Source organism: Desulfovirgula thermocuniculi DSM 16036 (assembly GCF_000429345.1).
Classification (GTDB): Bacteria; Bacillota; Desulfotomaculia; order Desulfotomaculales; family Desulfovirgulaceae; genus Desulfovirgula; species Desulfovirgula thermocuniculi.
The window spans coordinates 1-24712 of record NZ_AUBR01000048.1 but is presented as its reverse complement, the minus strand read 5'-3'; the positions used below and the strand labels follow the sequence as shown (position 1 = coordinate 24712).

Annotated in this window: 25 protein-coding genes, 2 tRNA genes and 1 pseudogene; 19 read left to right on the top strand and 9 right to left on the bottom strand. The window is 58.6% G+C overall.

All coding sequences use genetic code 11. The features are described from left to right. From G454_RS18825 to G454_RS20955, 4 genes are all read right to left on the bottom strand, one after another. A partial coding sequence (locus G454_RS18825; protein WP_211230067.1) for a recombinase family protein occupies nt 1-285 on the bottom strand: 285 nt, incomplete at its 3' end. Nucleotides 286-566: 281 nt separating this feature from the next. Continuing rightward, on the bottom strand, nt 567-1460 hold the full coding sequence (locus G454_RS0111100; protein WP_027718687.1) for a hypothetical protein: 894 nt from the start codon (nt 1458-1460) through the stop codon (nt 567-569). 136 nt (nt 1461-1596) lie between these two features. Beyond that, nucleotides 1597-1812 carry a hypothetical protein gene (locus tag G454_RS0111095; RefSeq protein ID WP_027718686.1) on the bottom strand — a complete coding sequence of 72 codons (216 nt, stop codon included), beginning with the start codon at nt 1810-1812 and terminating at the stop codon, nt 1597-1599. 109 nt (nt 1813-1921) lie between these two features. Then, nucleotides 1922-2737, bottom strand: coding sequence for a CAP domain-containing protein (locus tag G454_RS20955; RefSeq protein ID WP_211230066.1), 816 nt, complete (start codon nt 2735-2737; stop codon nt 1922-1924). 190 nt (nt 2738-2927) lie between these two features. On the opposite strand from G454_RS20955, the gene G454_RS0111085 reads away from it, so the two are divergent. After that, nucleotides 2928-3638 (top strand): 4Fe-4S double cluster binding domain-containing protein, encoded by a 711-nt coding sequence (locus G454_RS0111085; protein WP_027718685.1) that lies wholly within the window; start codon nt 2928-2930, stop codon nt 3636-3638. A gap of 58 nt (nt 3639-3696) precedes the next feature. On the opposite strand, the gene G454_RS0111080 is transcribed toward G454_RS0111085, so the two are convergent. Then, nucleotides 3697-4908 carry an aspartate kinase gene (locus G454_RS0111080; protein ID WP_425387447.1) on the bottom strand — a complete coding sequence of 404 codons (1212 nt, stop codon included), beginning with the start codon at nt 4906-4908 and terminating at the stop codon, nt 3697-3699. A 173-nt stretch (nt 4909-5081) separates the two neighbouring features. Here G454_RS0111080 and G454_RS0111075 point away from each other — a divergent pair, with 173 nt between their 5' ends. The 14 genes from G454_RS0111075 (at nt 5082) to G454_RS0111010 (ending at nt 19823) form a co-directional block, all read left to right on the top strand. Then, entirely contained in the window at nt 5082-5819 is a 738-nt protein-coding gene (locus tag G454_RS0111075; protein ID WP_027718683.1) for a FadR/GntR family transcriptional regulator, read from the top strand. Nucleotides 5820-5933: 114 nt separating this feature from the next. After that, nucleotides 5934-6839 carry a RidA family protein gene (locus tag G454_RS22385; protein ID WP_245574382.1) on the top strand — a complete coding sequence of 302 codons (906 nt, stop codon included), beginning with the start codon at nt 5934-5936 and terminating at the stop codon, nt 6837-6839. 7 nt (nt 6840-6846) lie between these two features. Continuing rightward, nucleotides 6847-8310 (top strand): aminotransferase class V-fold PLP-dependent enzyme, encoded by a 1464-nt coding sequence (locus G454_RS0111065; protein ID WP_027718681.1) that lies wholly within the window; start codon nt 6847-6849, stop codon nt 8308-8310. A gap of 29 nt (nt 8311-8339) precedes the next feature. After that, nucleotides 8340-9647: an FAD-dependent oxidoreductase gene (locus G454_RS0111060; RefSeq protein ID WP_027718680.1), complete on the top strand. Its 1308-nt coding sequence runs from the start codon at nt 8340-8342 to the stop codon at nt 9645-9647. A gap of 29 nt (nt 9648-9676) precedes the next feature. After that, complete coding sequence (locus tag G454_RS0111055) at nt 9677-9925, top strand: hypothetical protein (protein ID WP_027718679.1); 249 nt, start codon at nt 9677-9679, stop codon at nt 9923-9925. Further along, nucleotides 9922-11742: a cobalamin B12-binding domain-containing protein gene (locus G454_RS0111050; protein ID WP_027718678.1), complete on the top strand. Its 1821-nt coding sequence runs from the start codon at nt 9922-9924 to the stop codon at nt 11740-11742. The genes G454_RS0111055 and G454_RS0111050 overlap by 4 nt, the downstream gene beginning before the upstream one ends. Then, entirely contained in the window at nt 11739-12821 is a 1083-nt protein-coding gene (kamB, locus tag G454_RS0111045; RefSeq protein WP_027718677.1) for a lysine 5,6-aminomutase reactivase subunit KamB, read from the top strand. Before G454_RS0111050 ends, kamB begins: the two co-directional genes overlap by 4 nt. 16 nt (nt 12822-12837) lie before the next feature. Continuing rightward, nucleotides 12838-13521 (top strand): TerC family protein, encoded by a 684-nt coding sequence (locus tag G454_RS0111040; protein WP_211230065.1) that lies wholly within the window; start codon nt 12838-12840, stop codon nt 13519-13521. 9 nt (nt 13522-13530) lie between these two features. Beyond that, on the top strand, nt 13531-14463 hold the full coding sequence (locus G454_RS18815) for a DMT family transporter (RefSeq protein ID WP_084413447.1): 933 nt from the start codon (nt 13531-13533) through the stop codon (nt 14461-14463). A gap of 128 nt (nt 14464-14591) precedes the next feature. Then, nucleotides 14592-15962 carry a hypothetical protein gene (locus G454_RS0111030; RefSeq protein ID WP_211230064.1) on the top strand — a complete coding sequence of 457 codons (1371 nt, stop codon included), beginning with the start codon at nt 14592-14594 and terminating at the stop codon, nt 15960-15962. A 281-nt stretch (nt 15963-16243) separates the two neighbouring features. Continuing rightward, nucleotides 16244-16624, top strand: coding sequence for a 4Fe-4S dicluster domain-containing protein (locus G454_RS0111025; protein ID WP_027718674.1), 381 nt, complete (start codon nt 16244-16246; stop codon nt 16622-16624). Nucleotides 16625-16640: 16 nt separating this feature from the next. Further along, nucleotides 16641-17498, top strand: coding sequence for a CoB--CoM heterodisulfide reductase iron-sulfur subunit B family protein (locus tag G454_RS0111020; RefSeq protein WP_027718673.1), 858 nt, complete (start codon nt 16641-16643; stop codon nt 17496-17498). Between the two features lie 27 nt (nt 17499-17525). Beyond that, complete coding sequence (locus G454_RS0111015; RefSeq protein ID WP_027718672.1) at nt 17526-18206, top strand: 4Fe-4S dicluster domain-containing protein; 681 nt, start codon at nt 17526-17528, stop codon at nt 18204-18206. Between the two features lie 18 nt (nt 18207-18224). After that, nucleotides 18225-19823 carry an FAD-binding protein gene (locus tag G454_RS0111010; RefSeq protein WP_027718671.1) on the top strand — a complete coding sequence of 533 codons (1599 nt, stop codon included), beginning with the start codon at nt 18225-18227 and terminating at the stop codon, nt 19821-19823. A gap of 36 nt (nt 19824-19859) precedes the next feature. Here G454_RS0111010 and G454_RS0111005 read toward each other — a convergent pair whose 3' ends face one another. From G454_RS0111005 to G454_RS0110985, 4 genes are all read right to left on the bottom strand, one after another. Then, complete coding sequence (locus G454_RS0111005; protein WP_027718670.1) at nt 19860-20090, bottom strand: hypothetical protein; 231 nt, start codon at nt 20088-20090, stop codon at nt 19860-19862. Nucleotides 20091-20198: 108 nt separating this feature from the next. Next, nucleotides 20199-20408: a 4Fe-4S binding protein gene (locus tag G454_RS18810; RefSeq protein ID WP_027718669.1), complete on the bottom strand. Its 210-nt coding sequence runs from the start codon at nt 20406-20408 to the stop codon at nt 20199-20201. Between the two features lie 445 nt (nt 20409-20853). Beyond that, nucleotides 20854-20929 (bottom strand) — tRNA-Lys (locus G454_RS0110990). 7 nt (nt 20930-20936) lie between these two features. Further along, nucleotides 20937-21014 (bottom strand) — tRNA-Pro (locus tag G454_RS0110985). Nucleotides 21015-21192: 178 nt separating this feature from the next. Between G454_RS0110985 and G454_RS0110980 the strand changes: the two genes are divergently transcribed. The 4 genes and pseudogenes from G454_RS0110980 to G454_RS18805 all read left to right on the top strand — a co-directional run. Continuing rightward, the gene (locus tag G454_RS0110980; protein ID WP_027718668.1) at nt 21193-21480 is read left to right on the top strand and encodes a hypothetical protein; all 288 of its coding nucleotides are present in this window, start codon (nt 21193-21195) and stop codon (nt 21478-21480) included. 71 nt (nt 21481-21551) lie between these two features. Next, entirely contained in the window at nt 21552-22319 is a 768-nt protein-coding gene (locus tag G454_RS0110975) for an ATP-binding protein (protein ID WP_027718667.1), read from the top strand. 72 nt (nt 22320-22391) lie between these two features. Beyond that, nucleotides 22392-24407, top strand: a complete 2016-nt coding sequence (gene cooS / locus G454_RS0110970; RefSeq protein WP_027718666.1) for an anaerobic carbon-monoxide dehydrogenase catalytic subunit — start codon at nt 22392-22394, stop codon at nt 24405-24407. Between the two features lie 27 nt (nt 24408-24434). After that, nucleotides 24435-24712, top strand: a pseudogene (locus G454_RS18805) (acetyl-CoA decarbonylase/synthase complex subunit alpha/beta); the annotation flags it as partial.

Below are 24712 nucleotides of genomic sequence, written 5' to 3'. Positions count from 1 at the left end.
CCGCTCCAGACCCCGGCGGTTCTGGTTGAGACCGGAGGCCACGTCGGAATGCTCGGCCACCACCCGGTAGCCTCTCTCCCTAGCATAAGCCCGCAGCCTCTCCAGCTGCCGTTCCAAGTTTCCCGCATCGGCCTGCTTCTTTGTGGATACCCGGGCGTAGAGGACGACCGCGTCCGGCTCTGCCTTTATCCCCCCTGTACCCAGAATGCGGTTGATCTCCTCCACCGGGTACCTCCGGTGGCCGCTGGGAAGCCGCACGGGCTTAATCAATCCCTCGACGAGCAATTTTGTCCCGCTGGACCTCTGGGATTTAAAAGCTGTGCCTCGGCAAAATTGCTCGTCGCTTCCCCCACGCCTTGAGGCGGTTCGGGTGTACGCCTAACCGCTTTGCCGCTTCTCCGATGGAGAAGAGTTCCATACTTCTATGGTAATAGAACTGTACGTTTCAGTCAATTATAGTGCGTTTATTCGTAGCTGCTGCAAACCTCCTGCGGATTGTGGCGCAGCACTTCACCGGGCACGTCCTTATTGCCGGGCATCCTGCCGGGCGTCTTTGCCCTCACCTTTCACCCGCCCTTGCCTGGAGGCTTGGGAGGCGGCACGTACGGCTGGAAGGCCCTGTACAGGCCGGGCCGGCTGGGAATCTGCTCCAGGGGCAACGATGGGAGGGGGGTGTCTGCCGTAGAGATGGCCGCGGGAGCCGGGCCGACCACCTGGGCCTCTCCGCGCGGCTCCTGCCGGCTTTCTCCCTGAGCCCCAGTCTCCGAGCGCTCACGCTGGCGCAGCACCCTTAAAACCAGATCAACCAGCAGGTCTACGTCGAGGGTCAAAGGCCCGCTTTCTGCAGCCGGGTCTCTGGCCGGAACTTCCTGCTCCGCCAAATTGCCGGAGCTTTTCCCGGTCCGGGGCGGCTCCGGCTGCAGGCTTACTCCCGAGCCCGCTTCGGCACCCTCCTTTTTTTCCGCTTCCGGCAGCCCGCCTCCTGCCATACGGGGCAATTCCGGCAGGGACTTGGCCACCAGAGCAATTTCGGCGGTTATTTCGCCCTCCACCTGCACCTCCACCCAGGCCGGGTACGACAAGATATTTTTCCACCAATCCACCAGGCTAAAGCGCGCCGGCCTGCCCGGTCGCGTATGCACGCGCAGGGGGCGGCTAAAGGAAAGTTGCAGCTCCACTTCCCCCGCCAGGGGGCCTGTTGCCCAGGAACCGGCAGGTTGAATTTTTTCCCCGAAAGTGCGGGGCACCACCACCGTATGGTATCCCGCGGCCAGAGGATGATCATCTTTGTAACAGAAGGCAAGCTCGTACCTCCCGAAAACCAGCACGGTACCATCCGCAAGCAATTCACCAAGTAAGGTCGTGTCGAGAACCCTAGTGGCAACCGGATAGTGGGACAGGGGAACGGTAAAAGAATCCCAAAACTCTTTTCTGGCCGTTGCTAGGACCTGCCGGAACATGGTTATCCTCCTTAATAAATACACTACGGGCACACCTAAAAATACCACGATATTAGCGGAGCAAAGGGAGGCGAGCCTCCCTTTGCTCCGCTGCGTTATGCTAGCGGCTACCTGCCGCTTCGCGAGCGGCCTTCCCTCAGCGGCGCACAACGCGTGCCGCCTTTGTAAAAGAAGGACCGGGTTTGGGGTCGTAGATCTCCAGGCACTGGCACCCGTACATTTGCTTGAGGGTTTTTTCGTCCACCCCAAACTGCCGGTAATATTCAAAAACCGTTCTGGCTGCCAGGCCAAAGAGGCCTGCCTGCGCCCCTGCGCCCTGTGCGGCACCAGATCTTCTGCCTGCCGGGTCCAAAGATAACCCCTCCTTTGGCCTGCGGTGGAAGTGGTACCCCTGCTGGATATTATATGCAGCACACCCAAATTTGCCACCGCAGGCTCATGCAGGCAAAAGGGGGGAGGCATTACGGCGCAATGAAAAGTTCCACAACCAACACGTAGCTCCCCTGGGGAACGACGGCCACACCAACCTTAGTAAAATCGGGGTTGAGGATGTTTTCCCGGTGCCCCTCGGGGCTGTTCATGAGGAGCAAGTGCGCCCTGTAAACGTCTGCCGCCTTACAGATGTTCTCGCCGGCACTGCGAAAGCTTACGCCGAATTTTCTGAGCATCTCCCGGGGGGAGCCGTAAGTCGGCGAGACATGGCCGAAGTAATTATTGGCGATCATATCGCGCGCCTTGAGCCTGGCAATCTCTACCAGGCGGGTATCTATCTCCACCGGCGGAATCCCTTCGCTGCTGCGGGCGCTGTTGATTAACCCGTACAGGCGGGCCTCCTCGGCAGTAAGCCCACCGGGAGACGCCGGTGGAGCCGCAGGCTGCTGCTGTACAGGGGCAGGCTGGTTCCCGGAAGAGGGAGGGGCAGGAGAGGGCTGCTGGTCGTAGTATACAGGCGCGGCCTTTTTGTTTAAAACGGCGTTGTAGTAGTCCTGCGGCGTGCGGATGGGTTGGGCTGCCGGGGAACCGCCGGGGTTTGCTGCCGGAACCGAAGAGGAAGTAGCCGGTGACGAAGAATTAGCGGGTGTTTCCTGGGTTGCTGCCGGCTGCTGCTGCGCGCCTTGCGGCGGCGATACCACAGACGGCAGGGGCTTGCGGTTGAGCACGGCCTGCACGTAGTCGTCCATGGTAAAGCTGGAAGCGGCAGCGGGGGAAACAAGCACCCCGCTCCAGAGCGACAAGCATAAAACCAGCAGGGCCAGGCACCTGGCAACAAAAGCCATTAAATTTTCACCCTTTCCCCTAAAGTTTCACTTGTGGTATTATAAGCCAAGCCCCTCTCGAGCGGCAAAGCGCGGCCTCCAGCGAGGGGCGGTGTTGAACAAGGTGGGGAACGGGGGCAGGCCATGTAATTCCTTCGCACAGGAAAATGCGGCGGTATGGTATATCCTGTTAAAGAGAGGTGAACTCCAAGTGCCAGCCGGTGATCTGCAAGCAAGGATAAAGGAAGCGGCCGATGCGGGGGGTGCCGCGTACTTTGGCGTGGCAGACCTCAGCCCCGCCGTTGCCTTTATCCGGGAGGAAAACGGGCACATAGCCGCGAGCTTCCCCATGGCGGTAGCCGTGGGGATCGCCGTGCCCAAAACGCTGGTGCTGGCCCTGGCGGAGCCGGATGCAGATCCGGGCATCCTGGCGGCTTACGACCGTTACATTTACCACGTATGTTCCCCCCTGCTGGAAAAAATTGCTCTTAAGATTGCCGGGGTAATCGAACGGGCCGGTTACCGTGCCTTACCGGTACCGGCCTCACAGCGGGTGCCCGGCAAGAACCTGTGCGGCTTCTTTTCCCACAAGCTGGCCGCCAACCTGGCCGGACTCGGGTGGATAGGGAAAAGCAGCCTCCTGCTCACTCCGCAGGACGGTCCCCGGGTGCGCTGGTGCACGGTGCTGACCGATGCCCCCTTAAACGCGGGAAGTTCGCTGCAAAAGGACTGCGGAAAATGCAACCGCTGCGCGGAAGCTTGTCCGGCAGGGGCCATAAAGGGGCGCGCTTTCGACCCGCGGGAACCGCGTTCCATGAGGATTGAAGTTGAAAAATGCGAAGAATACAGGAACAAACTTGCCGCCATCCACGGCGTGCGCACCTGCGGGCTCTGCCTGGCCGTGTGCCCGTTTGCCAAATAAAAAGCTCCCGGCAGCAAGACTCCCGGAAGCTCTTTGAGGTGCACGCCCTGGGGGCGGCTCAAGCCGGCTCCTTGTCCAGGCCAAACTGGCGGTGCAGGGCCCGCACAGCCCTTTCCGTTTCGCCGGCCTTGATAATGCACGACACCCGGATCTCGGAGGTAGAAATCATCTCTATGTTGATGTTTTCCCTGGCCAGCGCTTCAAACATCCTGGCCGCCACGCCGGGATTTGTAGCCATCCCCGCTCCTACGATGGAGACTTTAGCCACTTCCTCATCATAGTTGTAGCCTGTAGCCCCTATTTTTTCCTTGATCTTTTCCACTACGGCCAGCGCCTTCCTCAAGTCGGGCTTGGAAACGGTAAAGGAAATATCGCTGACGCCGTTGCGCGTGGCGCTTTGGATGATCATGTCTACATTTATGTTCTCATCTGCCAGGGCCTGGAATAGCCTCCAGGCAATTCCCGGCCGGTCGGGAACGCCAAAGACGCCGATCCTGGCCACATTGCGGTCGTGGGCCACACCCGTAACCACCATTGGTTTCTCCATCTCGCCAACCTCCTTGATGATGGTGCCTAGGTTGTGGTTAAAGCTACTGCGCACGTGCAGGGGAATGCCGTACAGCTTGGCGCACTCAACGGCCCGGTAGTGGAGCACCACCGCTCCCAGGTGGGCGAGCTCCAGCATCTCGTCGTAGGAAACCACCGGCAGCTTGCGGGCTTCGGGCACAAGGCGCGGGTCAGCCGTAAAAACGCCGTCCACATCAGTGTAAATTTCACAGAGGTCGGCTTTTAACGCCGCCGCTAGGGCTACGGCGGTGGTATCGGAGCCGCCCCGGCCCAAGGTGGTGATGTCGTTGGCCGCATTTACCCCCTGAAACCCCGCCACCACCACGATCTTGCCCGCGCTCAGCTCGGACAGTATGCGCTCGGTCTTAATCTCCAGGATGCGCGCCTTGGTGTGCACGCTGTCCGTGAGAATGCCTACCTGCGCCCCGGTGAGGGAAATAACGCGCTCGCCCAGATCACTGATGGCCATGGCCAGGAGGGCAATGGAAACCTGCTCTCCGGTGGAGAGGAGCATGTCCATCTCCCGCTCGGGCGGGTTGGCCGTTATTTTCTGAGCCAGGCTGATTAGCTCGTCGGTGGTGTCCCCCATGGCAGAAACAACCACCACCACCTGATGGCCCTGGCGGTACACGTCCACCACCCGCCGGGCCACCCTGCGTATGCGCTCCGGTGTAGCCACTGAACTCCCGCCGTACTTCTGCACAATCAGCAACTGTCAATCTCCCCCGGTATGTTTTTGGCCAATATTTTATCACAGCTAATTGTCGGGTGAAAATAAAAACCTCCACACGCCTCTAGAATTCGCGCCCGAAAGGAAATATAATTTTCGTGAGCCGCCTTGCGGAACCTTACCCGGGGAGTGAATTTTACTCTACCATGCCCGAACTGAGGAAGATCGAACTGGAAATCCTCAAAATCCTTTACCACGAGGACAAGCCTCTGGGCTCGGGCCAGCTGCGCAGCCTCCTGGCCGAAAGGGGGTTCCGGGTTAGCGAAGCCACCGCCGGGAGGGCGCTCAGTGCCCTTGACCAAAAGGGGCTGACCGTAAAGCACGGCTTTAAAGGGCGGGTCATCTCCGCAACCGGAAAAAAAGCAGTGGAGGAAGCAGAAAAGCTCAGGCGGCAGGAACTCTACGGCGCCCGCTTTATAAACATCCTCAACTCGCAAAGGCAGGAGGACCTCATTGAGATGCTGGAAGCCAGGCGGGCTATCGAAAGGGAACTGGCCCGCCTGGCGGCCATAAATGCCACCGAGGGAGAGATAGAGCTCCTCAAGGCCATCCTCCTCGAGCAGGAACAGCTGGCTGCCCGCAATGAAATGTCGGCGGAGCATGACCTGAAATTTCACCGCTTAATTGCCCAGGCCGCCAAGAACAAGGTACTGGCCGCAGCCCTGGAACTCATCAGGCAGAGCAAGCAAATGGCCATGATACTGGAGTACATCCGCAAGGAGGTTAAAGGCACGCTGGCCGTAGAGCACGCCAATATCTTAAAGGCCATCATCAACAGGGACCCGGACGAAGCGGAAAGGGCTATGATTGCCCACATAGAAAGCCTCATCTCGGACGTGATCGAATACTGGAAGAAAAAGAACCACCTTGAGAGCGGCCCCTGAGGGAAACCCGGTAAACCCACCGGTTTTTTTTCTTTTATAGATTTTCCTTGACAACCTGAGGCCCCGGGGATTATGATTTAAGAAAGACCTCATCAATGATGAGGAGGCAGTTAAATGGGGGACCCCTACCGGGAAGGAACCTTCGCCTTTCACCCCTTTGCCGCCCGCAAGAAGGTAACCGGGAAGCTGGTGGCCGTCCTCAGGGGGAAGCTGGAAAACAGGGGTTTAAACCTTATTGACCCCATTTCCAGGGCCATACGCCAAGGGGAGATCCACGAGCTAATCTTGACCGCCGAGGAAGGCGCGGCGCCGGGCAGGGTGGTGCAAAAAATTGCTTACCTGGGATTTGTGGAATTTACCTGCGGCGGCGTGACGGTGGTGGGAGACGAGGTGAGGTGCGGGGGCAGGAAGCTGGGAAAGATTGCCGGCTTTGATGAAACCCACCTGCCCAACCACCTGAACATGGTTATTTTCTCGCCCCACAGGCTTGACGGCGTGGAGATGGGCCTGACCGTCGGGGCCGAAATAGAGATCTTGCCAAAGGCACAGGAGGGTAACGGTATGTACGAAAAGCGTTTGGCAGAACTGGGCATAAAGCTCCCGGCAGCGCCCAAGCCGGTAGCCTCCTACGTACCTGCCGTGAAGGCCGGCAGCTTTGTCTTCTCCTCGGGGCAAATACCGCTCAACGAAGGGCAACTCCTCTACCGGGGGAAGGTGGGCTCCGAACTCAGCGAAGAGGAAGGCTACCGGGCGGCCCGCCTCTGTGCCCTAAACTGTCTGGGCGCCATACGGGAAGTGGCCGGCAGCCTGGACTGCATAGAGCAGGTGGTTAAGGTAACCGGCTACGTAAACAGTGCACCCGGCTTTAACCGCCAGCCCTTTGTGATTAATGGCGCCTCAGACCTCCTGCTAGAAATATTCGGCGAAGCCGGGCGCCACGCACGGGCAGCGGTCGGGGTCAGCGAGCTCCCTTTGGATGCGGCTGTGGAAATTGAGATTGTGGTTAAGCTAAGGGGGTAGGCAAAAGGTGAGCGAGCACAAGTACAAGTTCCAAATGTATAAGCACTTACAGGCAAACGCGGCAAGCATTTACGCCGAAGCCCGCAAGGCCGCGGATGAAATAGGCATCCCCAGGGAAATAAGGGGTAAGTTTGGCTTAACCGGCGCCATTTCCGGGTGCCCGTCTCCCCTGAGGAAGGACATCATGGAAGCGGCTGAAAAAGGGGGTCGGGAGGTCATCCCCCTGGCGAGGCTGGTGGACGAAATACGGGAAATCGTTAAGGACGTCTACGGCGACGAATACGACGCCGCACCCATTAACACGTGCGAGGCCGCACTCTGGGTAACTTTTGACACTTTATTTACACCTCCCATGCTGGGGCGCGGGGATAACTACCGCACCCGCTACATTGCCCCCTATGAAAAGCACCTCCACCACCAGGGCAGCTACGGGCGCCCCTACCCGGCAAGATTCAAAGATATCTTTGCCGACAGGGGCTGCACGGCCGGCGAGCTGGGCTTCTACGGCAAAAGGCAGCACAACCTGGATGCGGTCATTGTGCCCTTGGTCGGCGCCCGCTACGACGTCCACGGCATCAAGTACCACCCGGTACCCCTGCTTACAGGAGTTGACCCGCAGGCCTCCGCGGAAAAAATCAAGAACGTGGCAGCCGTACACGCCACCATGCTTTCCGGAATCACTTCCCTCGGCTACGACACGCCTGGTTACGGCTACGGAGTAAAAGATGCGGAAGGCACACCGGTGTTGCAAAAGCTCCTGGCCGAAATTGCCCACCAGTACGACGTCCCCTATGTAGTGGACAATGCCTGGGGCCTGCCCTTCATCGGGCACGACCCGCGGAAAACCGGGGCCGATGTTATCGTGTACAGCATGGACAAGGCCACGGGGGCGGCCACCAGCGGCCTCATCATTGGCCGGGAAGAGTACATGGTTCCCATACGGCGCGCTCTGGGTATGCACGGAGACCGCTACGGGACCACCGCGTCTTACGGCAAGGCCGCCTACGTCACCTTCGACCCCGGGAAAGAAGCCCTTCTCACCCAGATCCAGGCCCTAAAGGTACTCAGGGATAGCCCGGAAGTGGTGACACGTCCGGTTGACGAGCTGGAGAGAATCGTCGTGGAGGAGTTTGCGGCCCTGCCGGCCAGGCTGCGGGAGGGAATCATCATCACCAAGTCATATAACTCGGGAGCCGTCGAGGTAAACTACGAGGGTACCTGGAAAGACGGCAAAATGGGCATCCCCATCTTTACCATTGAAGACATGTACGCAGGGAGCAACCTGATCCAGAGCGGGCTGGCGCAAATGGGCATTATTCCCACCATTGCCTACGACGCCAACATTTTCATTTCTCCAGGGCTGGGTACCACCGATGAGGAGGGTATGCTCAAAGAGCAAGAGATGAGGCTTGCCGTGCGGGGCCTGGTGCGGCTGATAGAGATTATCTGCAAATATGCGGGGATTATTTAACCACCTGATTAGATGAGGGGGATTAAGCCATGACCGTAAGGGTAGTGGTAGTAGGAGGAGGCTGGGCCGGAACGGGAGCGGCGGTAGCCGCCGCCCAGGCCGGAGCAGAGGTAATTTTGCTGGAACGCACGGACATGCTGCTGGGCACCGGCCTGGTGGGGGGCATCATGCGTAACAACGGTCGCTTTACGGCCACCGAAGAGGCTATTGCCATGGGCCTGGGGGACATTTTTCACGTGGTGGACCTGTGCGCCCGCCACCGCAACGTGGACTTCCCCGGGCACAGGCACGCCACGCTCTACGACGTATGCAAAATCGAACCGGCTATCAGAAACCTCCTCCTTAAAAAAGGCATACAGGTGCACACCCAGAGCCGCGTCAAAGACGTGGAAATGGAAGGCAAGACCATCCGCGCCGTGGTGCTGGATTCCGGAGAAAAAATAGCGGGGGACGCCTTCGTCGATACCACCGGAAGCGCAGGGCCCATGGGCAACTGCACCAAGTACGGCAACGGTTGCGCCATGTGTATCCTGCGCTGCGCCACCTTTGGCGGCCGCGTCAGCATTGCCGCCAGGGCCGGCGTAAAAGAGTACGCGGGCCGGAGGGCGGACGGGGCGGTTGGCGCCATGAGCGGGTCCTGCAAGCTGCACAAGGACTCCCTCGCCCCTGAGATTGTCGCCCAACTGAACGAAAAGGGCGTGGTGGTTATTCCGGTGCCGCCGCACCTGCGCAAGGGGAGCGACATTTTAGCCAAAAAAGCCTGCCAGCAATATGCCCTTGCCGAATTTGCGGAGAATATCATCCTTCTTGATACCGGGCACGCCAAGCTCATGGCTCCTACCTACCCTCTAAGCCTGCTGAGGCAGATTCCCGGCTTTGAAAACGCCCGCTACGAGGACCCTTACGCCGGCGGTGTGGGCAACTCCATTCGTTACCTGGCCATCTCTCCCCGCGACAACGCCATGAAAGTTGATGGGGTAGAGAACCTTTTCTGCGCTGGTGAAAAAGCCGGCCCCATGGTCGGCCATACGGAAGCCATCATCACCGGCGCCCTGGCCGGCCACAACGCCGTGCGCCTGGCGCTGGGCCTGGAGCTTTTAGAAATACCCCCCAGTTTGGCCACAGGTGATTACATCTCCTACGTCAACGAACAAGTCAGAAACAACAGGGAAGGGCTGGCGCAGAAGTATACCTTTTCCGGCTCGATTTATTTCCGGCGCATGCAGGAGAAGGGGCTTTACACCACCGACGTGGCCGCCATCAGGGACCGCGTAGAAGAGGCAGGAATGTCTAACATCTTCGGCCGGCGCCTAGTTCCCGGCTCTAGGGCCTTTTAAGGTACCTCCACAGGCGAGGGGCGCTTGCCATGGCCAAGCCTCTGGAAAGGGTTATGGATGCCCTGGATCTGGAAACCTGCCTCGTCTGCGCGAGCGAAGAAGAAGGGCGCCGGCTCATGATCCAGCTGGCCAGAGAGCTGGGTTTCCAGGATGTGGACATCGTGTTTATCCAGTTTCAGGGACCCGGGGTAAGGGTGCGCGCCCGGGCTTACGTGCACCGCTCCGGAAGCGTATACGGGTGGCTTAAGCCGCCTCACGCGGGGGAAGTGGAAGCGTGAAGCCACAGAAAGTCCTGCTCGTTCCCCTGGATCCCGTCCACGATGTGGGCCTGAAAATGATCCGCCGTGCCCTGCAGGAAGCAGGTCACCAGACAGTGCTCCTGCCACCGGATCTGACCGTTGAAGAAGTGGTCCACCAGGTCCTTAAAGAGTCGCCCGATACCGTTCTCGTGAGCAGGACCGTTGGCTACGGGGTGGCCGAAATTTTGGCCCGCCTCGTGGACCTCCTGGACGCCGTGGGGGCCAGGGAGAGGGTACGCCTGGCCGTGGGCGGCATGGCCATCAGGCCGGAGCTGGCAGCCGAGCTAGGGTTTGACGCCGGCTTCGGGCCGGGCACGACGGTGGAGGAAGCAGTGGCCTTTGTGGAAGGAAGGCCGTACCAGAGGGAAGCCGGCCGACAGGAAAAGATAAAGAGGGACCTCACCGCCGGTTATTCCTACGAGTACCGCCACCAGGGCATAAAGGAGAAACTTTCCCTCATTTCAGACATGATCCTGGCCTGGGCGGAAAACAAAACTTCTCCCGGCGTGCAAAGGGCCATTTTAAGGGAAGAGATGTGGGATGTGGAGCGCTGGCGCAACTATGAGCCCGTAACGGAGTTCTTTAACGAGTACGCCGGGCTTTGCGGCGAACCCGTGCGCACCTTTTACTTAAAGGGCATTTTCCCACCCAAAACCAGGAGGTTCACCAGGGAAGAGGTGGCGGCTTTAGAGGATTACGTGCGCCGCACCAGGGAGCGCATGATCGTACCCCGCCTGCAGCACACGAGGGAGAAGCCGCTGGTCTTCAACCAGTACGGCACGGGCTGCCCTTTTATGGATATCGGCCATATAAAAGTCAGCGAGGCCTGGGGAGCAGACGGCGTCATCCACTTCGATCCCTCTTGGGGGGCAAGGGTAGAAGGGCTTTTTGACGGCTTCCTCACCCATGAAGAGGACGGTACGCTTATCACGCCGGCCAACCTCAACCGCATTAAAATGTCCCTTGAACCCGGCACCCTGTGGCAGGTACGGGCCCACCGCGGGCTGAACACGCCGGAAACGGTGGTGCTGGCCGGCAAGCTGGGAGCCGACCTCACCAAGATTAATATATGCTACGGCTCCCTGGGAGGCGGCACGGACCCGGCACGAATGACAATCGACGGCTACTGGGCCATACGCTTTGCCGCCAGGTACAACCTCCCCTTTGACGTGGTGACCAACGAGGAGCTGTGCGGCGTACCGGCCTACAAAGCTTTTGCCGGCATGCTCATCACGGTGGACCTGGCCCTCAGGCTCGGCGGGCGCCCCATCCTGCAGCCACTATTTTGTTACTCTCCCGAAGTCATGGTCGGCGGCCAGATGGAGGATAACTACGTGGAGTATAACGCGGCCAAGATCCTGGCCCTGCGTCAAATCATCGATGCTCCCGTTTGGCCCGGCGCCCCCATTGGCTTCTTAACCCACACCGAGGACAGGGTGCAGTCCTCGGCCACCACCGCCTTCCACGCCTGCGCGGCAGCCATGCTGGATGTTGACGCCATAACCATCGCCTCCTCCGACGAGGCATATTCCGGAGGCCCCATTAGCGCCCCGGCAAAAATTGATACGCTGCGAGCGGTCAGGGAGGGTTTCCGCTTCTTTGGCCGGCTGAAGCTCCCCGTAACCCCCAAAATGGAGCGGTGGAGCGAGGAGATCGTCGCCGGCATAGAAAAAGTGCTGGCCCGGGTGGTGGAAAGGGGCGACTTTGTGGCTGCCCTCTACGAAGGCCTCCTGGGGAGCAGGGAAGACGGCGCTTACCCCGGTAGGAACGGAAGGGGCACGGTCTTTGAAGCATGAAAAAGGTTTCCCTGGGAATCATAGGTACAGCCAAGAATACCGGCAAAACCACCACGGCCATCGCGCTGGTCAACTTCCTTGTCGACACGGGCATATCCCTAGGCCTCACCAGCATCGGCTACGACGGGGAAAGGGTGGATAACGTCACCGGCCTGCCCAAGCCGCGCTTCTTTGCTCCCAGAGGCTTGCTGGTAGCCACAGCTGAGCGATGTTTGCCGGCGAGCAGCGCCCGGCTCACCGTGCTGCATGAGCTAAACGTAGAAACTCCCCTGGGAAGGGTGTTGCTCTGCCGGGTAAGCCGCGAGGGACTGGTGGTACTGGCCGGCCCCAACCAAAAAAGGCACCTGCGGGCGGTAATAGAGCGCCTCTACCGGGAAGGTGCCGGCCTGACCATCATCGATGGGGCCTTAAACCGCATGGCTCCCCTGGCAGAGGCGGACGGTGTGATACTGGCCACCGGAGCTGCCTACTGCCGCGAGGTGGAAAGGGTTGCTAGGCATGCCCACTACTTAAGCGTAATATGCAATTTCCCTCCCAAGGCTCACCTGCCTGCGGGAGCCTCTTTTACCGCAGAGACGGTGGCATGGGACGATGAAGGAAGGGTTGTGGCCCGCACCGGCCCGTCTTTAACGGAACTGGAGCAATTACAGCAATTTTTTGCCTGCGCCGGGAAGGTAAAGTTCTTCTTATGTCCCGGACTTATCTTGAGCCCGTGCCTGTCCGCCATGCTCGAGGCGTTTCCCTCCGGCGTCAATTACATTTTTGCCGACCCCGTAAAACTAATGCTCTGCGGTGACGCGGAGCTGGCCCACAATTTTATTGAAACCGTAGCGGCGCGCGGGGGAAGCGTTGGCTACCTCCGGCCCCTGCCCTTGCTGGCCGTCACCGTCAACCCGTTTTACCCTCAATACCGCGCGGATACCAACGAATACCAACCGGCGTACGTTAACCGTGAGGAACTGCTGGAAAAAGTAGCCGCCCTGGCAAAGGTTCCGGTCTTTGATGTGGTCTACCAGGGGGCGGAAACCCTGGGGCAGGTCGTCTTGGACTTTGTCCGGGCAGAGCATACGGGGGTATAGAAACTTGCTCGCCCTAGTGGCCACCGTGGCAAGTATTGTAGTGGTAAACCTCGTGCTGAGCGGGGATAACGCCCTGGTAATAGCCATGGCCTGCCGGCACCTGCCCCTGGCCCAGCAGAAAAGCGCCGTTTTCTGGGGAACTCTCGGCGCCATCGCCTTGCGCGTAGCGCTGACCGTCTGCGTGGCCTACCTGCTAAAGATTCCTCTCCTCCAGGTAGCTGGCGGCCTGGTGCTCATCTTGATTGCCGTGAAGCTTTTAAAAGATGAACCCCAGGAAACCAGGGATTGTAAAGCAGCCGAATCATTTGGGGAAGCAATCAGAACCATTATCCTGGCCGATGCGGTCATGAGCCTTGACAACGTGCTGGCCGTGGCTGCCGCCGCCCGCAGCAACATTTGGCTGTTGATTTTCGGGCTGGCCTTAAGTATACCCATTGTAATTGCAGGGAGCAGGTTTATCCTCCTCCTAATGCAGAAAGTGCCCTCTCTGGTAAACATTGGAGCAGGCATACTTGGCTGGACGGCGGCAGAAATGATTATGGAAGACAGGCATGTACACAGCTTGCTCCAGGGAGTCCCGGAGCCCGCGGTAAAGCTCTTTCCCCTTGTGCTGGCTGCCCTGCCCATTCTCTTGGGACAGGTGATGGCCAGAAGGCAAGAGGCTGCCAATAAAAACAGGCCGGACAAGCCCCAACGGTGAGGTGTTCCCGTGAGCCGCAATCGGCCTTCACCCTACCTGTTACTTGTCTTAACCACTTTCTTTTGGGGAGCAAATGCTGTGGTGGGTAAGATGCTCGGCTCCCAGGTTACGCCTCTCACCCTAAATGCCCTGCGCTGGGTGGTGGCCACGGGCGTACTCTTCCCGCTGGCCTGGTCCCGGGAGGGCCAACACCTAAAGAAATGGCGGTCCCACTGGCCAACCTTGCTGGCCATGGGGGCCACGGGGGTGCTGGGTTTCAACTCCCTGGTCTACCTGGCAGTGCGGTATACCACCGCCACCAATGCCACCCTGATAAACACCGCGGCACCGTTAATCATTTCCTTCTTCTCCTTCCTTTTAGGCCTGGAAAGGCCAGCAAGGCGGCAGGTGGCGGGAATGCTGCTGGGAACCTGTGGGGTGGTGTGGATTCTCTTCAGGGGGGATCTCCACAAACTCCTCGCGCTGCAACCAAATCTGGGCGATGCGCTGATGGTGGCGGCAATACTCCTCTGGAGCTTTTATTCTCTCGCGGCGCGAAAGGTAATGCACTACCTTCCCAACCTGACGGCCACTGCCGTCAGCTCCCTGCTCGGCACATGCATGCTTGTTCCTGTCTCCCTCTGGGAAGCAGCCCACGCCGGCATAAAGCTAAACGCCCAGGTTATACTGGGCGCCGCCTACCTGGGCATCTTTTGCTCCGTGCTCGCTTTCCTTTGGTGGAATTACGGAATGGCCAGCCTGGGACCGGGCAGGGCAGCCGCATTTCTCTACCTCACGCCCTTTTTCACCGCCATCCTCTCCCGGCTCCTGCTACATGAGGCGCTGGAAAAAAGCCAGGTGGTAGGTGGATTGCTCATTATAGCCGGCGTCTACCTCACGACATCTCCACCTTTAAGGGGGGTGAAAGTCGCCAAATCCGGATGCAGGTGCACTGCAACTTGATGGGAAAGGAGGTTTTGGGTAGCAAAAGGCATAATTGTAAGGTAATTATTCCGAAAATTACTAAAACGGAATGCCCTCTTTAATACACCATCAGGAGGTGCGCTTACGGCATGACACTGTCACACTGGTTGTATGTCCTCGGTGTGCTGGTCGTCGTCCTCACCATGATCATGCGCCGCAACGTGGTCATCCCCTGCATCCTGTTTACCTTCCTCATCGGGTGGGCCTACAAGGGAAGCCTTGTCAAGGCCGTGCAGGTGCTGTTTAATGCCAACCTGGTAGCGGCAAAAGAGCTCTTCGGTATCTTTCTCATCATCAGTTTAATGGTGGCCATGTTAAAGTCCCTCTCCGAAACGGGCGGTGACGAACTGCTGGTTAAACCGCTGAACAACCTGATGGTTTCCCCCTTAATCAGTTACCTCGTGGTTTGTGCCGCCACCCTCGTCATCTCCCTCTTCTTCTGGCCCACTCCCGCCGTGCCGCTGGTGGGTGCGCTGCTCATCCCTGCCGCCATCCGCGCGGGACTCCCGCCAATGCTGGCCGCCATGGCCCTTGCCCTGGCCGGCCAGGGAATGGCCCTGGCCGGAGACGTGGTCATCCAGGGTGCTCCCGGCCTGACAGCCAAATCTGCCGGCATAGCCACCGAGCTGGTCACCTGGAGGGGCGGCCTGCTCACCCTTATCACCGGCACCGTGGCCATTGCCCTCGGTTACTTCTTGAACAGGAAAGAAATCAAGGACTTCCAGCAGAAAAAGTCGGAAGTAGCCTCCACCGCAGACGTTTCCGTAGCGGCCCGGGAAGCCACGGCCAAACAGGCGGACCTGGGCAAGGGCAAGTTCCTGGCCGGCATTCTGGTGCTGGCCATGACCGGGGCCATCATCTCCATGTTTGCCCTCAATATTAAAGGCGGCGACGCTTCGGCCCTAATCGGCGGTGCGGCCATCATGGTAATGGCCATAGCCACCATCGTCACCCACGGGGTCAACAGTCTGGATAAGATTGCCGACCACATTGCCGACGGCCTAGTGTTTGCTTTTAAAGTCATGGGGCCCATTATCCCCATCGCCGGCTTCTTCTTCCTGGGCAACCCCGAGCTGGTGGCGGACATCCTGGGCAAGGGTGCCCCCGGCTTCCTCTTTGACGTGGGCAAGATGATTGCCGATGTCATCCCGCCCACAGGTTTCGTGGCCGCTTTTGGCCTGCTCATCGTCGGCGCCATTACCGGTCTGGACGGCTCCGGCTTTTCCGGCCTGCCCCTGGTGGGTACGCTATCGGGAGCCATGGCTGCAGGCAACCCGGACGTTGCCGCCGTCCTCGGCGCCATCGGGCAGATGGGAGCCATATGGTCTGGCGGCGGCACCCTTGTCGCCTGGAGCTCGCTGGTGGCCGTGGCAGGCATCGTCGGTGTGCCCGTCATGGACCTGGTGAGAAAAAACGCCATCCCCGTAATTGCGGGCCTTATAGCCTCCACCGTTTTTGCCGTGCTCTTTCTGATGTAACGGCCAATTACTTTACGTAAAATCACCGCAGGGGGCCTGACCTCCCGCCGAGGCCAGGCCCCCTGCCGATTTTTCTAATAACTGTTGTCAGATTATAAAATTTAGAAATCGCGCCGCCGGGTTTCACGCAGGAGGAAGACAGAAAAACATTGAATTCTTTTAGAGAAGGGGAATGCGCTGTTTTTCCTGGTACAGGGATACTGTATGCTAGCAAGAAAATTGCTACGCTTTTTGCCGTGGCCGGGCTCAAAAAACTCTAGATTCAAAGGAGTCAGAGAGGCATGGTACAGCAGGATATTGCTTCTTACATCTATCAGATAAGCGGTCAAAACCCCTTTCTCTGCATGCAGTGCGGCACCTGCACGGCCAGCTGCACGGGCAGGGAAGCCATGGACTTTCCACCGCGAACGGTTATGCGCATGCTGCAGATGGGAAACCTCGCCGTGCTGGATTTAAAATCCATCTGGGTTTGCAGCACCTGCCTCATCTGTACCGCACGCTGCCCCCGGGGGATTGACATTGCCAGGCTCATGGAAGCACTGCGGGTCATAAACTTGCGCCGGGGCAGGGAGGTACTGGTGGCGGAGAAGATTCCCCCCGAGCTCCTCCTGAAAGTTCCCCAGATGGCCCTGACCAGCGGCTTCCGCAAGCTAAGCGCGTAAAAGAGGGGGGATGGAGATGAAAATTCCGTATTTTCCCGGCTGCACGCTTCACAGCAGGGCAAAGGGACTGGACAGCTCTACCCGCGCCTCTTTAGCCGCCCTAGGGGTTGAGCTGAACGAGCTACCCCAGTGGACGTGCTGCGGCACCGTTTTCCCCCTGGCCCTGGACAATTACATGGGCATGGTTGCGGCGGCCCGCATTCTCGCCAACTCCTCCCGGGAAGGCGGAGGGAAACTGGCCACTGTCTGCTCCTTTTGCTACCACGTCTTAAAGAGGGTCAACCATGCCATCAAGCACAATGAGGAAGTCAGGCAAAAGCTAAATACCTACCTGGAGGAAAATTATACCGGAGAAGTCCAGGTGCTCCACCCGCTGGAAATTTGCAGGCAGGAAGTCGGCCTAGAGGTCATAAAGGAAAAGGCCGCCAACAGCTTAAAGGGACTGAAGGTGGCCTGCTACTACGGCTGCATGCTTGTTCGACCCGCCGCGGAAATGCAATTTGACGACCCGGAGAATCCCTCCATAATGGAAGAAATCTTCAGCGCGCTGGGTGCGGAGGTGGTGGATTATCCCCATAAAACCGCCTGCTGTGGCTCCTACCAGATCCTGCACGACAGCGGCCTCGTAAAGCAAAAAGCGCAGGAAATACTGGGCTCTGCCGCCAGCAAGGGAGCAGAAGTTATGGTCACCAGTTGCCCCCTCTGCCAATTTAACTTAGATGCCCTAAGGGAAAGCTATCCTGAGCTGCCCAGGATCCCCGTAGTTTACTTTACCCAGCTTCTCGGCATAGCCCTGAGCCTGCCCGAGGAAAGCCTGGGGCTGCAGGAGCACTATGTTGACGCGCGCCCCCTCCTGCTGGGAAGACGGGGCTAACAGGAGTAAACCAAGGAGGAATGAAACATGGCCGAGGAAAAAATGGTCAGCATATACATCATGGGCAAACAGTATAAGGTTCCCTACGGCCTCACCATCATGAAGGCCATGGAATACGCCGGGTACCGCTTTATCCGCGGCTGCGGCTGCCGGGGAGGCTTTTGCGGCGCCTGCGGCACCGTTTACAGGAAACCGGGAGATTTCCGCCTGAAGGTCGGGCTGGCATGTCAAACAATGGTTGAAGACGGCATGCACCTGACGCAGATCCCCTTTTACCCGGCCAACAAAGCCACTTATAACCTGGAAGAGCTAACGCCCACGCTGGGCACGCTCCTAACCCTCTACCCGGAAATGACCCGCTGCCTGGGTTGCAATTCCTGTACCAGGATTTGCCCGCAGGAACTTTCGGTCATGGACTACATGGCCGCCGCGCAACGGGGAGATATTGAAAAGGTGGCCCACATGTCCTTCGAGTGCATCATGTGCGGTCTCTGCGCCTCCCGCTGCCCGGCAGAAATCGTCCAGTACAACGTGGCCCTGCTCTGCCGACGCCTCTATGGCCGCCACATTGCCCCGCGGGCCCAGCACCTGGCCAAGCGGGTGGAGGAAATCAAGGCCGGCAAGTTTGACGAAGAGATTGAAAAACTCATGAAGATGAGCAAGGAAGAGCTTCAAAAGCTTTACAATGCCCGGGATATTGAACCATAACAAGGAAGGTGAATTATAATGTACACCCCCGAAATGTTAGAGGCCATTAAAATAGTGGAACAGACCAGGGAAAGGCGCTTAAAGGAAACTTTCCCGCGGCTCACGCCGGAAGAAAAAGAAAACCTCTTGCGCTCTTTCCACCCCGACTATAACCCCAACGCCTCCCGGCCCGTAAAGGTAGGCCCCAACAAAGGCGACCGGCTCCCCCACGAGCACGTGGATCTGCTGGAAAGCCGCAGCATGCTCGACCCCGACACCTTCTCCCTGGAAAACATTGACTACGATGTGGACGTGCTCATCATTGGCGGGGGAGGTGCCGGCACCGCCGCCGCCCTGGTAGCCCAGGAAGCCGGGGCCAGCGTCTTAATGGTTACCAAGCTCCGCCACGGGGACGCCAACACCATGATGGCCGAGGGCGGCATACAGGCTGCCGATAAGGAAAACGACTCCCCGGCCCTCCACTACCTCGACGTTATGGGCGGCGGCGGCTTCTACAACATCCCCGAGCTGGTGGCGGCCCTGGTAAAGGACGCCCCCCTGTGCATACAGTGGCTGGAAAGCCTGGGGTGCATGTTCAGCAAGTACCCCGACGGCACCATGCAGACCGTCCACGGCGGCGGTACCTGCCGCAAGCGCATGCACTTTGCCCACGACTGCACCGGGGCCGAAATCATGCGCACCCTGCGCGATGAGGCCCGCAACAGGGGAATTCCCGTCATTGAATTTTCGCCAGCCGTGGAGCTCATTATGGACGAATACGGCCAGTGCGCCGGCGCCGTCCTCTACAACCTGGAAACGGAACAGTTCCTCGTGGTGAGGGCCAAGACGGTTATCCTGGCCACCGGAGGCTGCGGGCGCCTCCACATTGCCGGCTTCCCGACCACCAACCACTACGGGGCCACCGCCGACGGCATTGTAATGGCCTACCGGGCGGGAGCAAAGCTGATTTACCTCGATGCCACCCAGTTCCACCCCACGGGCGTGGCTTTCCCGGAGCAAATTGTCGGGCAGCTGGTTACTGAAAAGGTGCGCGGGCTCGGTGCGCAGCTGGTAAATGCCGAAGGCGAGCAGTTCGTCTACCCCCTGGAAACCCGGGACGCGGTGTCCTCAGCCATCATCCGGGAGTGCGTGGAGCGCAAGAAAGGCATCACCACCCCCAGCGGCATGCAAGGGGTCTGGCTGGACTCGCCTATGATAGACATCATTCACGGCAAGGGCACCATTGAAAGGGAGTTGCCGGCCATGGTACGGCAGTTTAAGCGCTTTGGCATCGATATCACCAAGCAGCCCATGCTGGTATACCCGACCCTGCACTACCAGAACGGAGGCATTTTAATTAACGACCGCGCGGAAACCCAGGTACCCAACCTGTATGCCGCCGGAGAAGTTTCGGGAGGCGTGCACGGTCGCAACCGGCTGATGGGCAATTCCCTGCTGGACATCATTGTCTTTGGTCGCCGCGCCGGAAAGAACGCTGCGGAAAAGGCCAAAACCGTAAAACTGGGGCGCCTTACCCTGGACCACGTCAAGCGCTACCACGAGGAGTTAAAGAAAGAGGGCTTGGGCCAGAAGGTCGCTCCTATACTGCTGCCCGACTACCGCGGCAAGGTGCGGTAAGAAGGGAGGGGGCAGGGTGTTTCCTGCCCCCTCCCTTCATTTTCCCTCCAAAAAGCTGTGAACCTGGGCCAGCACCTGCCCGACCTGCGCGTTTAGCATCTGCAGGTGTGATAGCGAAGGCGAAAGCTCCGGGTGAGAGGCTGCCAGCTGGCTAAGCAGCACTCCTGCCTGGTAGGCAGCCTCCTGGGCTTCTTTTACGCGAAAGGAAAGCTGCTGGTTCTGCAGCTTTTGGTTGGGGTGATCAAAAAGAAAATTAAGCCACCCCACCTTTTCTCACGCTCCTCCCGGCTTTTTAATAAAGTATGCGCAAATTTTAAAAAACAAAAAGGCCCGGGAACCAGCGAACCCGGACCCAAACAGCAGCGCGCTTGCCTTTTACGGGTTAGGCACCCTGACAATGGCGCCGGTAGGGCAGGCCCGGTAGCAGCGCCCGCAGCGGGTGCAACTGTCCAGGTTGATATTGTAGTGCACCGTATCGTCAATGTATATACCGCCATCCCGGCATTCTAGCTCGCAAGCGGCACAGGACATGCATAGCTCCTGGTTTATCTGATAGTTAAACTTGTACTTTTTAGGAGCGCTCACCGCCATCACCTTCCCCGTAGCTTTTTTGTAACAGTTTCGCGGGCAACGAAAAAAATCCTCCCGGGCGGTCATAACTTACAGCGATATAAGGGAAAATATGCTTAAAAAGGCCTGCTGCGGGAGGGAACCTACAAATGGAAAAGCAGAGGGTACAAGGAAAAATCCGTCACCGCGGATCCAGAATCCACAAGGGCTACCGCCTCTGGGACATGGGAACAGCCGGGAATGCCAAAAAGGCTAGCCGCATCAAGGGCCCAAGCCGCCCCAGCACCTGAAAGCAGGGAAGCCCCGGCCCAGCATATTCCCCCGAAAACTCCCCGGGACGTTTATGCCCCGGGGTTTTCTCCCGCCTCTTCCCGCCACCCACCATGGCATCAATCTTATCTCGGTGAAACAAAACGGCAGGAGCTTCCAACCCTGCAACCCCTGCCAATGCTGGATTTCCTGGTGGGCCATCCAGGACTCGAACCTGGAACCTGACGATTAAGAGTCGCCTGCTCTACCAGTTGAGCTAATGGCCCACACCTATGGTCGGGATGGGGGGACTTGAACCCCCGTCCTCTTGCTCCCAAGGCAAGCGCGCTGACCAAACTGCGCCACATCCCGCTCTCTTTAAAACTAATTATAGTTCCATTATAATATTTACGTCAAGCTACGGCCAGGAGCACAAAAAACATCCAGCGTTGTTACGCTGGATCGGGGAAGAATCAGGAGCCACCACTTAAAAATATTCCCCATCGACGCTAAGGAAATACCTAAAGCCCGTCCGGGGAGGGAGACAGATATGCTTAAAACGATGGAAAAGATCCTGCTTGCAGGCATTGGGGCACTGTCCCTGGCCTGCGAGAGGGCCAGCAGGGCCGTAAACGACCTGGCAGCCATCGGGCATGCCACCAGGTGGGAGGCGTATAGGCGCTTTGAAGAGCTTTCCGCACGCGGGGAAAAAGAGAAAAAGCACCTGCAGGAATACCTTTTAAAAGATGTTCTGGCAGAGATTGAGGCCATAAAAGAGCGCCTGGCACGCCTGGAAGAGAACCTGCCGCCTTCCGGCCACCAGCAAACAAAAATTTAAACAGTTTGTAATTAAGAAAAGCAGGAATTGCCCCTACCTTCGTAGAAAAATTTTTTATCGAGGTGACCATAATGAAGCTGGCCATCTCTGGTAAGGGCGGTGTCGGTAAAACCACCATTGCCGCTGCACTAATCAAGTCCTTTGCCCGCACGCATCACACCGTTTATGCCGTAGACGCCGATCCCGACGCTTCCCTCGCCGCTGCTTTGGGCATCCCCGAGGAGGTGGCCAGGGGGCTAAAACCCGTCGTGGAAATGAAGGAAATTATAAGGGAAAAAATGGGGGACGGCACTTTTTTTACCCTCAATCCCCGCGTGGATGATGTGCTCGACAACTACTCATACAGGCACCGGAACATTAGGTTTCTGCGCATGGGGGGGATAAAAAGAGGGGGCACGGAGTGCTACTGCCGGGAAAATACCTTCCTGGCGGCCCTGATTTCCTCCCTCCTCCTCGACCGCGACGAGCTGGTGGTCATGGACATGGGCGCCGGCATAGAACATCTCTCGCGGGGCACCGCCCGAGGGGTAGACCTGATGCTCGTGGTGGTAGAGCCAAGCCGCCTGAGCATCAATACGGCTTACCTGGTCACGGAGCTGGCTGCAGACTTGGGCATCCAAAAAGTAAGGGTCGTGGGCAATAAAGTGCGTACGCCAAAAGAAAGGGAATTCATTTTGAACAGCTTTCCCGCGGAAAGGTTACTAGGTATTATCCCCTTTAGCAACCATATTCTGGAGGCTTCACAGGAAAAAGGAGAAGTTCCGGAGGAAGATATTGAAAACGTGCTAGACGAGATAAGGGAAAAAATTGAAAAAGAGGCGGGTGGTGTACCCAGCTAGGGAGGGAGGGTTATTTGCTGGCTACCCTTGTTAATTAAGTAACTAAGTTTTAAAGGAGGTTGATTTAAAGCCATGCCAAGGTTTAGAGATCCAAGCCACACCTGCCGGCCTTCGGATGCCCCAAGGGTGGTTGATCCCAAATCTGTCAAGCGTTCTGTAGACCCCGCAGTCCTGGAAATGATCGACGTGGCCAAGGAAAAAGGGGTCATTACGGCTTTTGACCGTGCGGTAGCCCAGCAGCCCCAGTGCCAGTTCGGCTACCGCGGCATTTGCTGCCATGTATGCATGATGGGGCCCTGCCGGATCAAGGCCGACGAAGGCCCGGCCAGCAAGGGCATCTGCGGCGCCTCCGTGTGGACCATCGTTGCCCGCCGGGTGGGCGTGCAGCTTTTAACCGGTGCGGCTTCCCACAGCGAGCACGCCAGCCACATGGCCCACACCCTCCTGGAGTGCGCCGAGGGCCACGCCCCGGACTACACCATTAAGGATCCCGAGAAGCTGCGCCGCATTGCCAAGCGCATCGGCATTGAAACGGAAGGAAAGGACGACAAAACCCTGGCCAAGGAAGTGGCCGAAGCCGCCCTGGCCGACTACAGCCGCCTCAAGGGTTTTGGCGAGTCCACCTGGGTGAGGACCACAGTTACCCCCGGGCGCCTGGAAAAGTTCCGCAGCCACGATATCATGCCTCACGGGGTCTATAACACCATCTCCAACCTGGTAACCGAGGCACACATTGGTATGGACAACGACCCCGTGAACATCATCTTTAACGCGCTGCGGGTGGCCCTGGCCGACTATACGGGCATGCACATCGGCACCGACTTTTCGGACGTGCTCTTCGGCACCCCGCACCCGGTAGTCAGCGAGGCCAACATGGGCGTCATTGATCCAAGTAAAGTCAACATCGTCCTGCACGGCCACAACCCCATCCTTTCCGATATTATCGTCCAGGCCGCCCGCGAAATGGAAGACGAAGCCAAGGCTGCCGGCGCCGCGGGCATCAATCTCATGGGCATCTGCTGCACGGGCAACGAGGTGCTCATGCGCCACGGCATCCCCCTGGTAACCTCCTTTGCCTCCCAGGAGCTGGCCATCACCACCGGGGCCATTGATGCCATGATCGTGGACGTGCAGTGCATCATGCCCTCCATCCGCACCGTGGCGGAGTGCTTCCATACGGTGATCATCACCACTTCGCCCATCGCCAAGATACCCGGCTCGTACTACCTGGACTACCAGACGACGCGGGCCAAGGAGAACGCCAAACAGGCCATCCGCATTGCCATTGAGGCCTTCAAGCGCAGGGACCCTGCCAAGGTCCACATCCCGCAGGTGAAAAACAAGGTAGTGGCCGGGTGGAGCCTGGAAGCGCTCTACGACCTGTTCCGCACCGTAGAGCCCGCAAACCCGGTCAAGGTGCTCGTCGACGCCATCCTAAGCGGCGAGCTGAAGGGCGTCGTCCTGCTGGCGGGCTGCAACAACCTCAAGCGGCTCCAGGATGATACGCACATCACCATTGCCAAGGAAATGATCAAGAACGACGTCTTTACCGTGGCCACCGGCTGCGCCGCCCAGGCCTGCGCCAAGCTCGGCCTGCTGGCTCCCGAAGCCATGGAACTTGCCGGCGAAGGCCTAAAGAAGTTCCTGGCCCGCATCAGCGAAAAGGCCAACCTGAGCACGCCGCTGCCGCCCATCTTCCACATGGGCTCCTGCGTGGACAACACAAGGGCTTCCGACCTCCTCATGGACATGGCCAATGCTATGGGCGTGGACACGCCCAAGGTACCGTTCGTGGCCTCTGCTCCCGAAGCCATGAGCGGCAAGGCCGTGGCCATTGGCTCCTGGTTCGTGGCCATGGGCGTGCCGGTACACGTAGGCAGCATGCCGCCGGTAGAAGGTAGCGACCTCATTTACAGCATCATTACCCAGGTGGCCAGCGACGTCTACGGCGGGTACTTCATCTTTGAAATGGATCCCCAGGTGGCGGCCAAGAAGATTCTCAACGCCCTGGAGTACCGGACCTGGAAGCTGGGCGTGCACCGGAAGGTTGCCGAGGAATACGAAACCGCCCTTTGCCAGAACTATTAATTAGCGAGCCGGAAAGGAGGAAACGGTATGGCCGAAGCCATCAATTTTGACCAGATATTTGAAGGCGCCATAGAGCCGGGCAAGGAGCCCAAGAGGCTTTTCAAAGAGGTATACGAGGGGGCCATTACAGCCGTAAGCTACGCGGAGATCCTGTTGAACCAGGCCATCCGCCGCTACGGCCCGGACCACCCCATTGGCTATCCCGACACCGCCTACTACCTCCCGGTCATCCGCTGCTTGAGCGGCGAGGAGATCAAGACCCTGGCCGACTGCGTGCCGGTCTTAAACCGCGTGCGGGCGCAGTT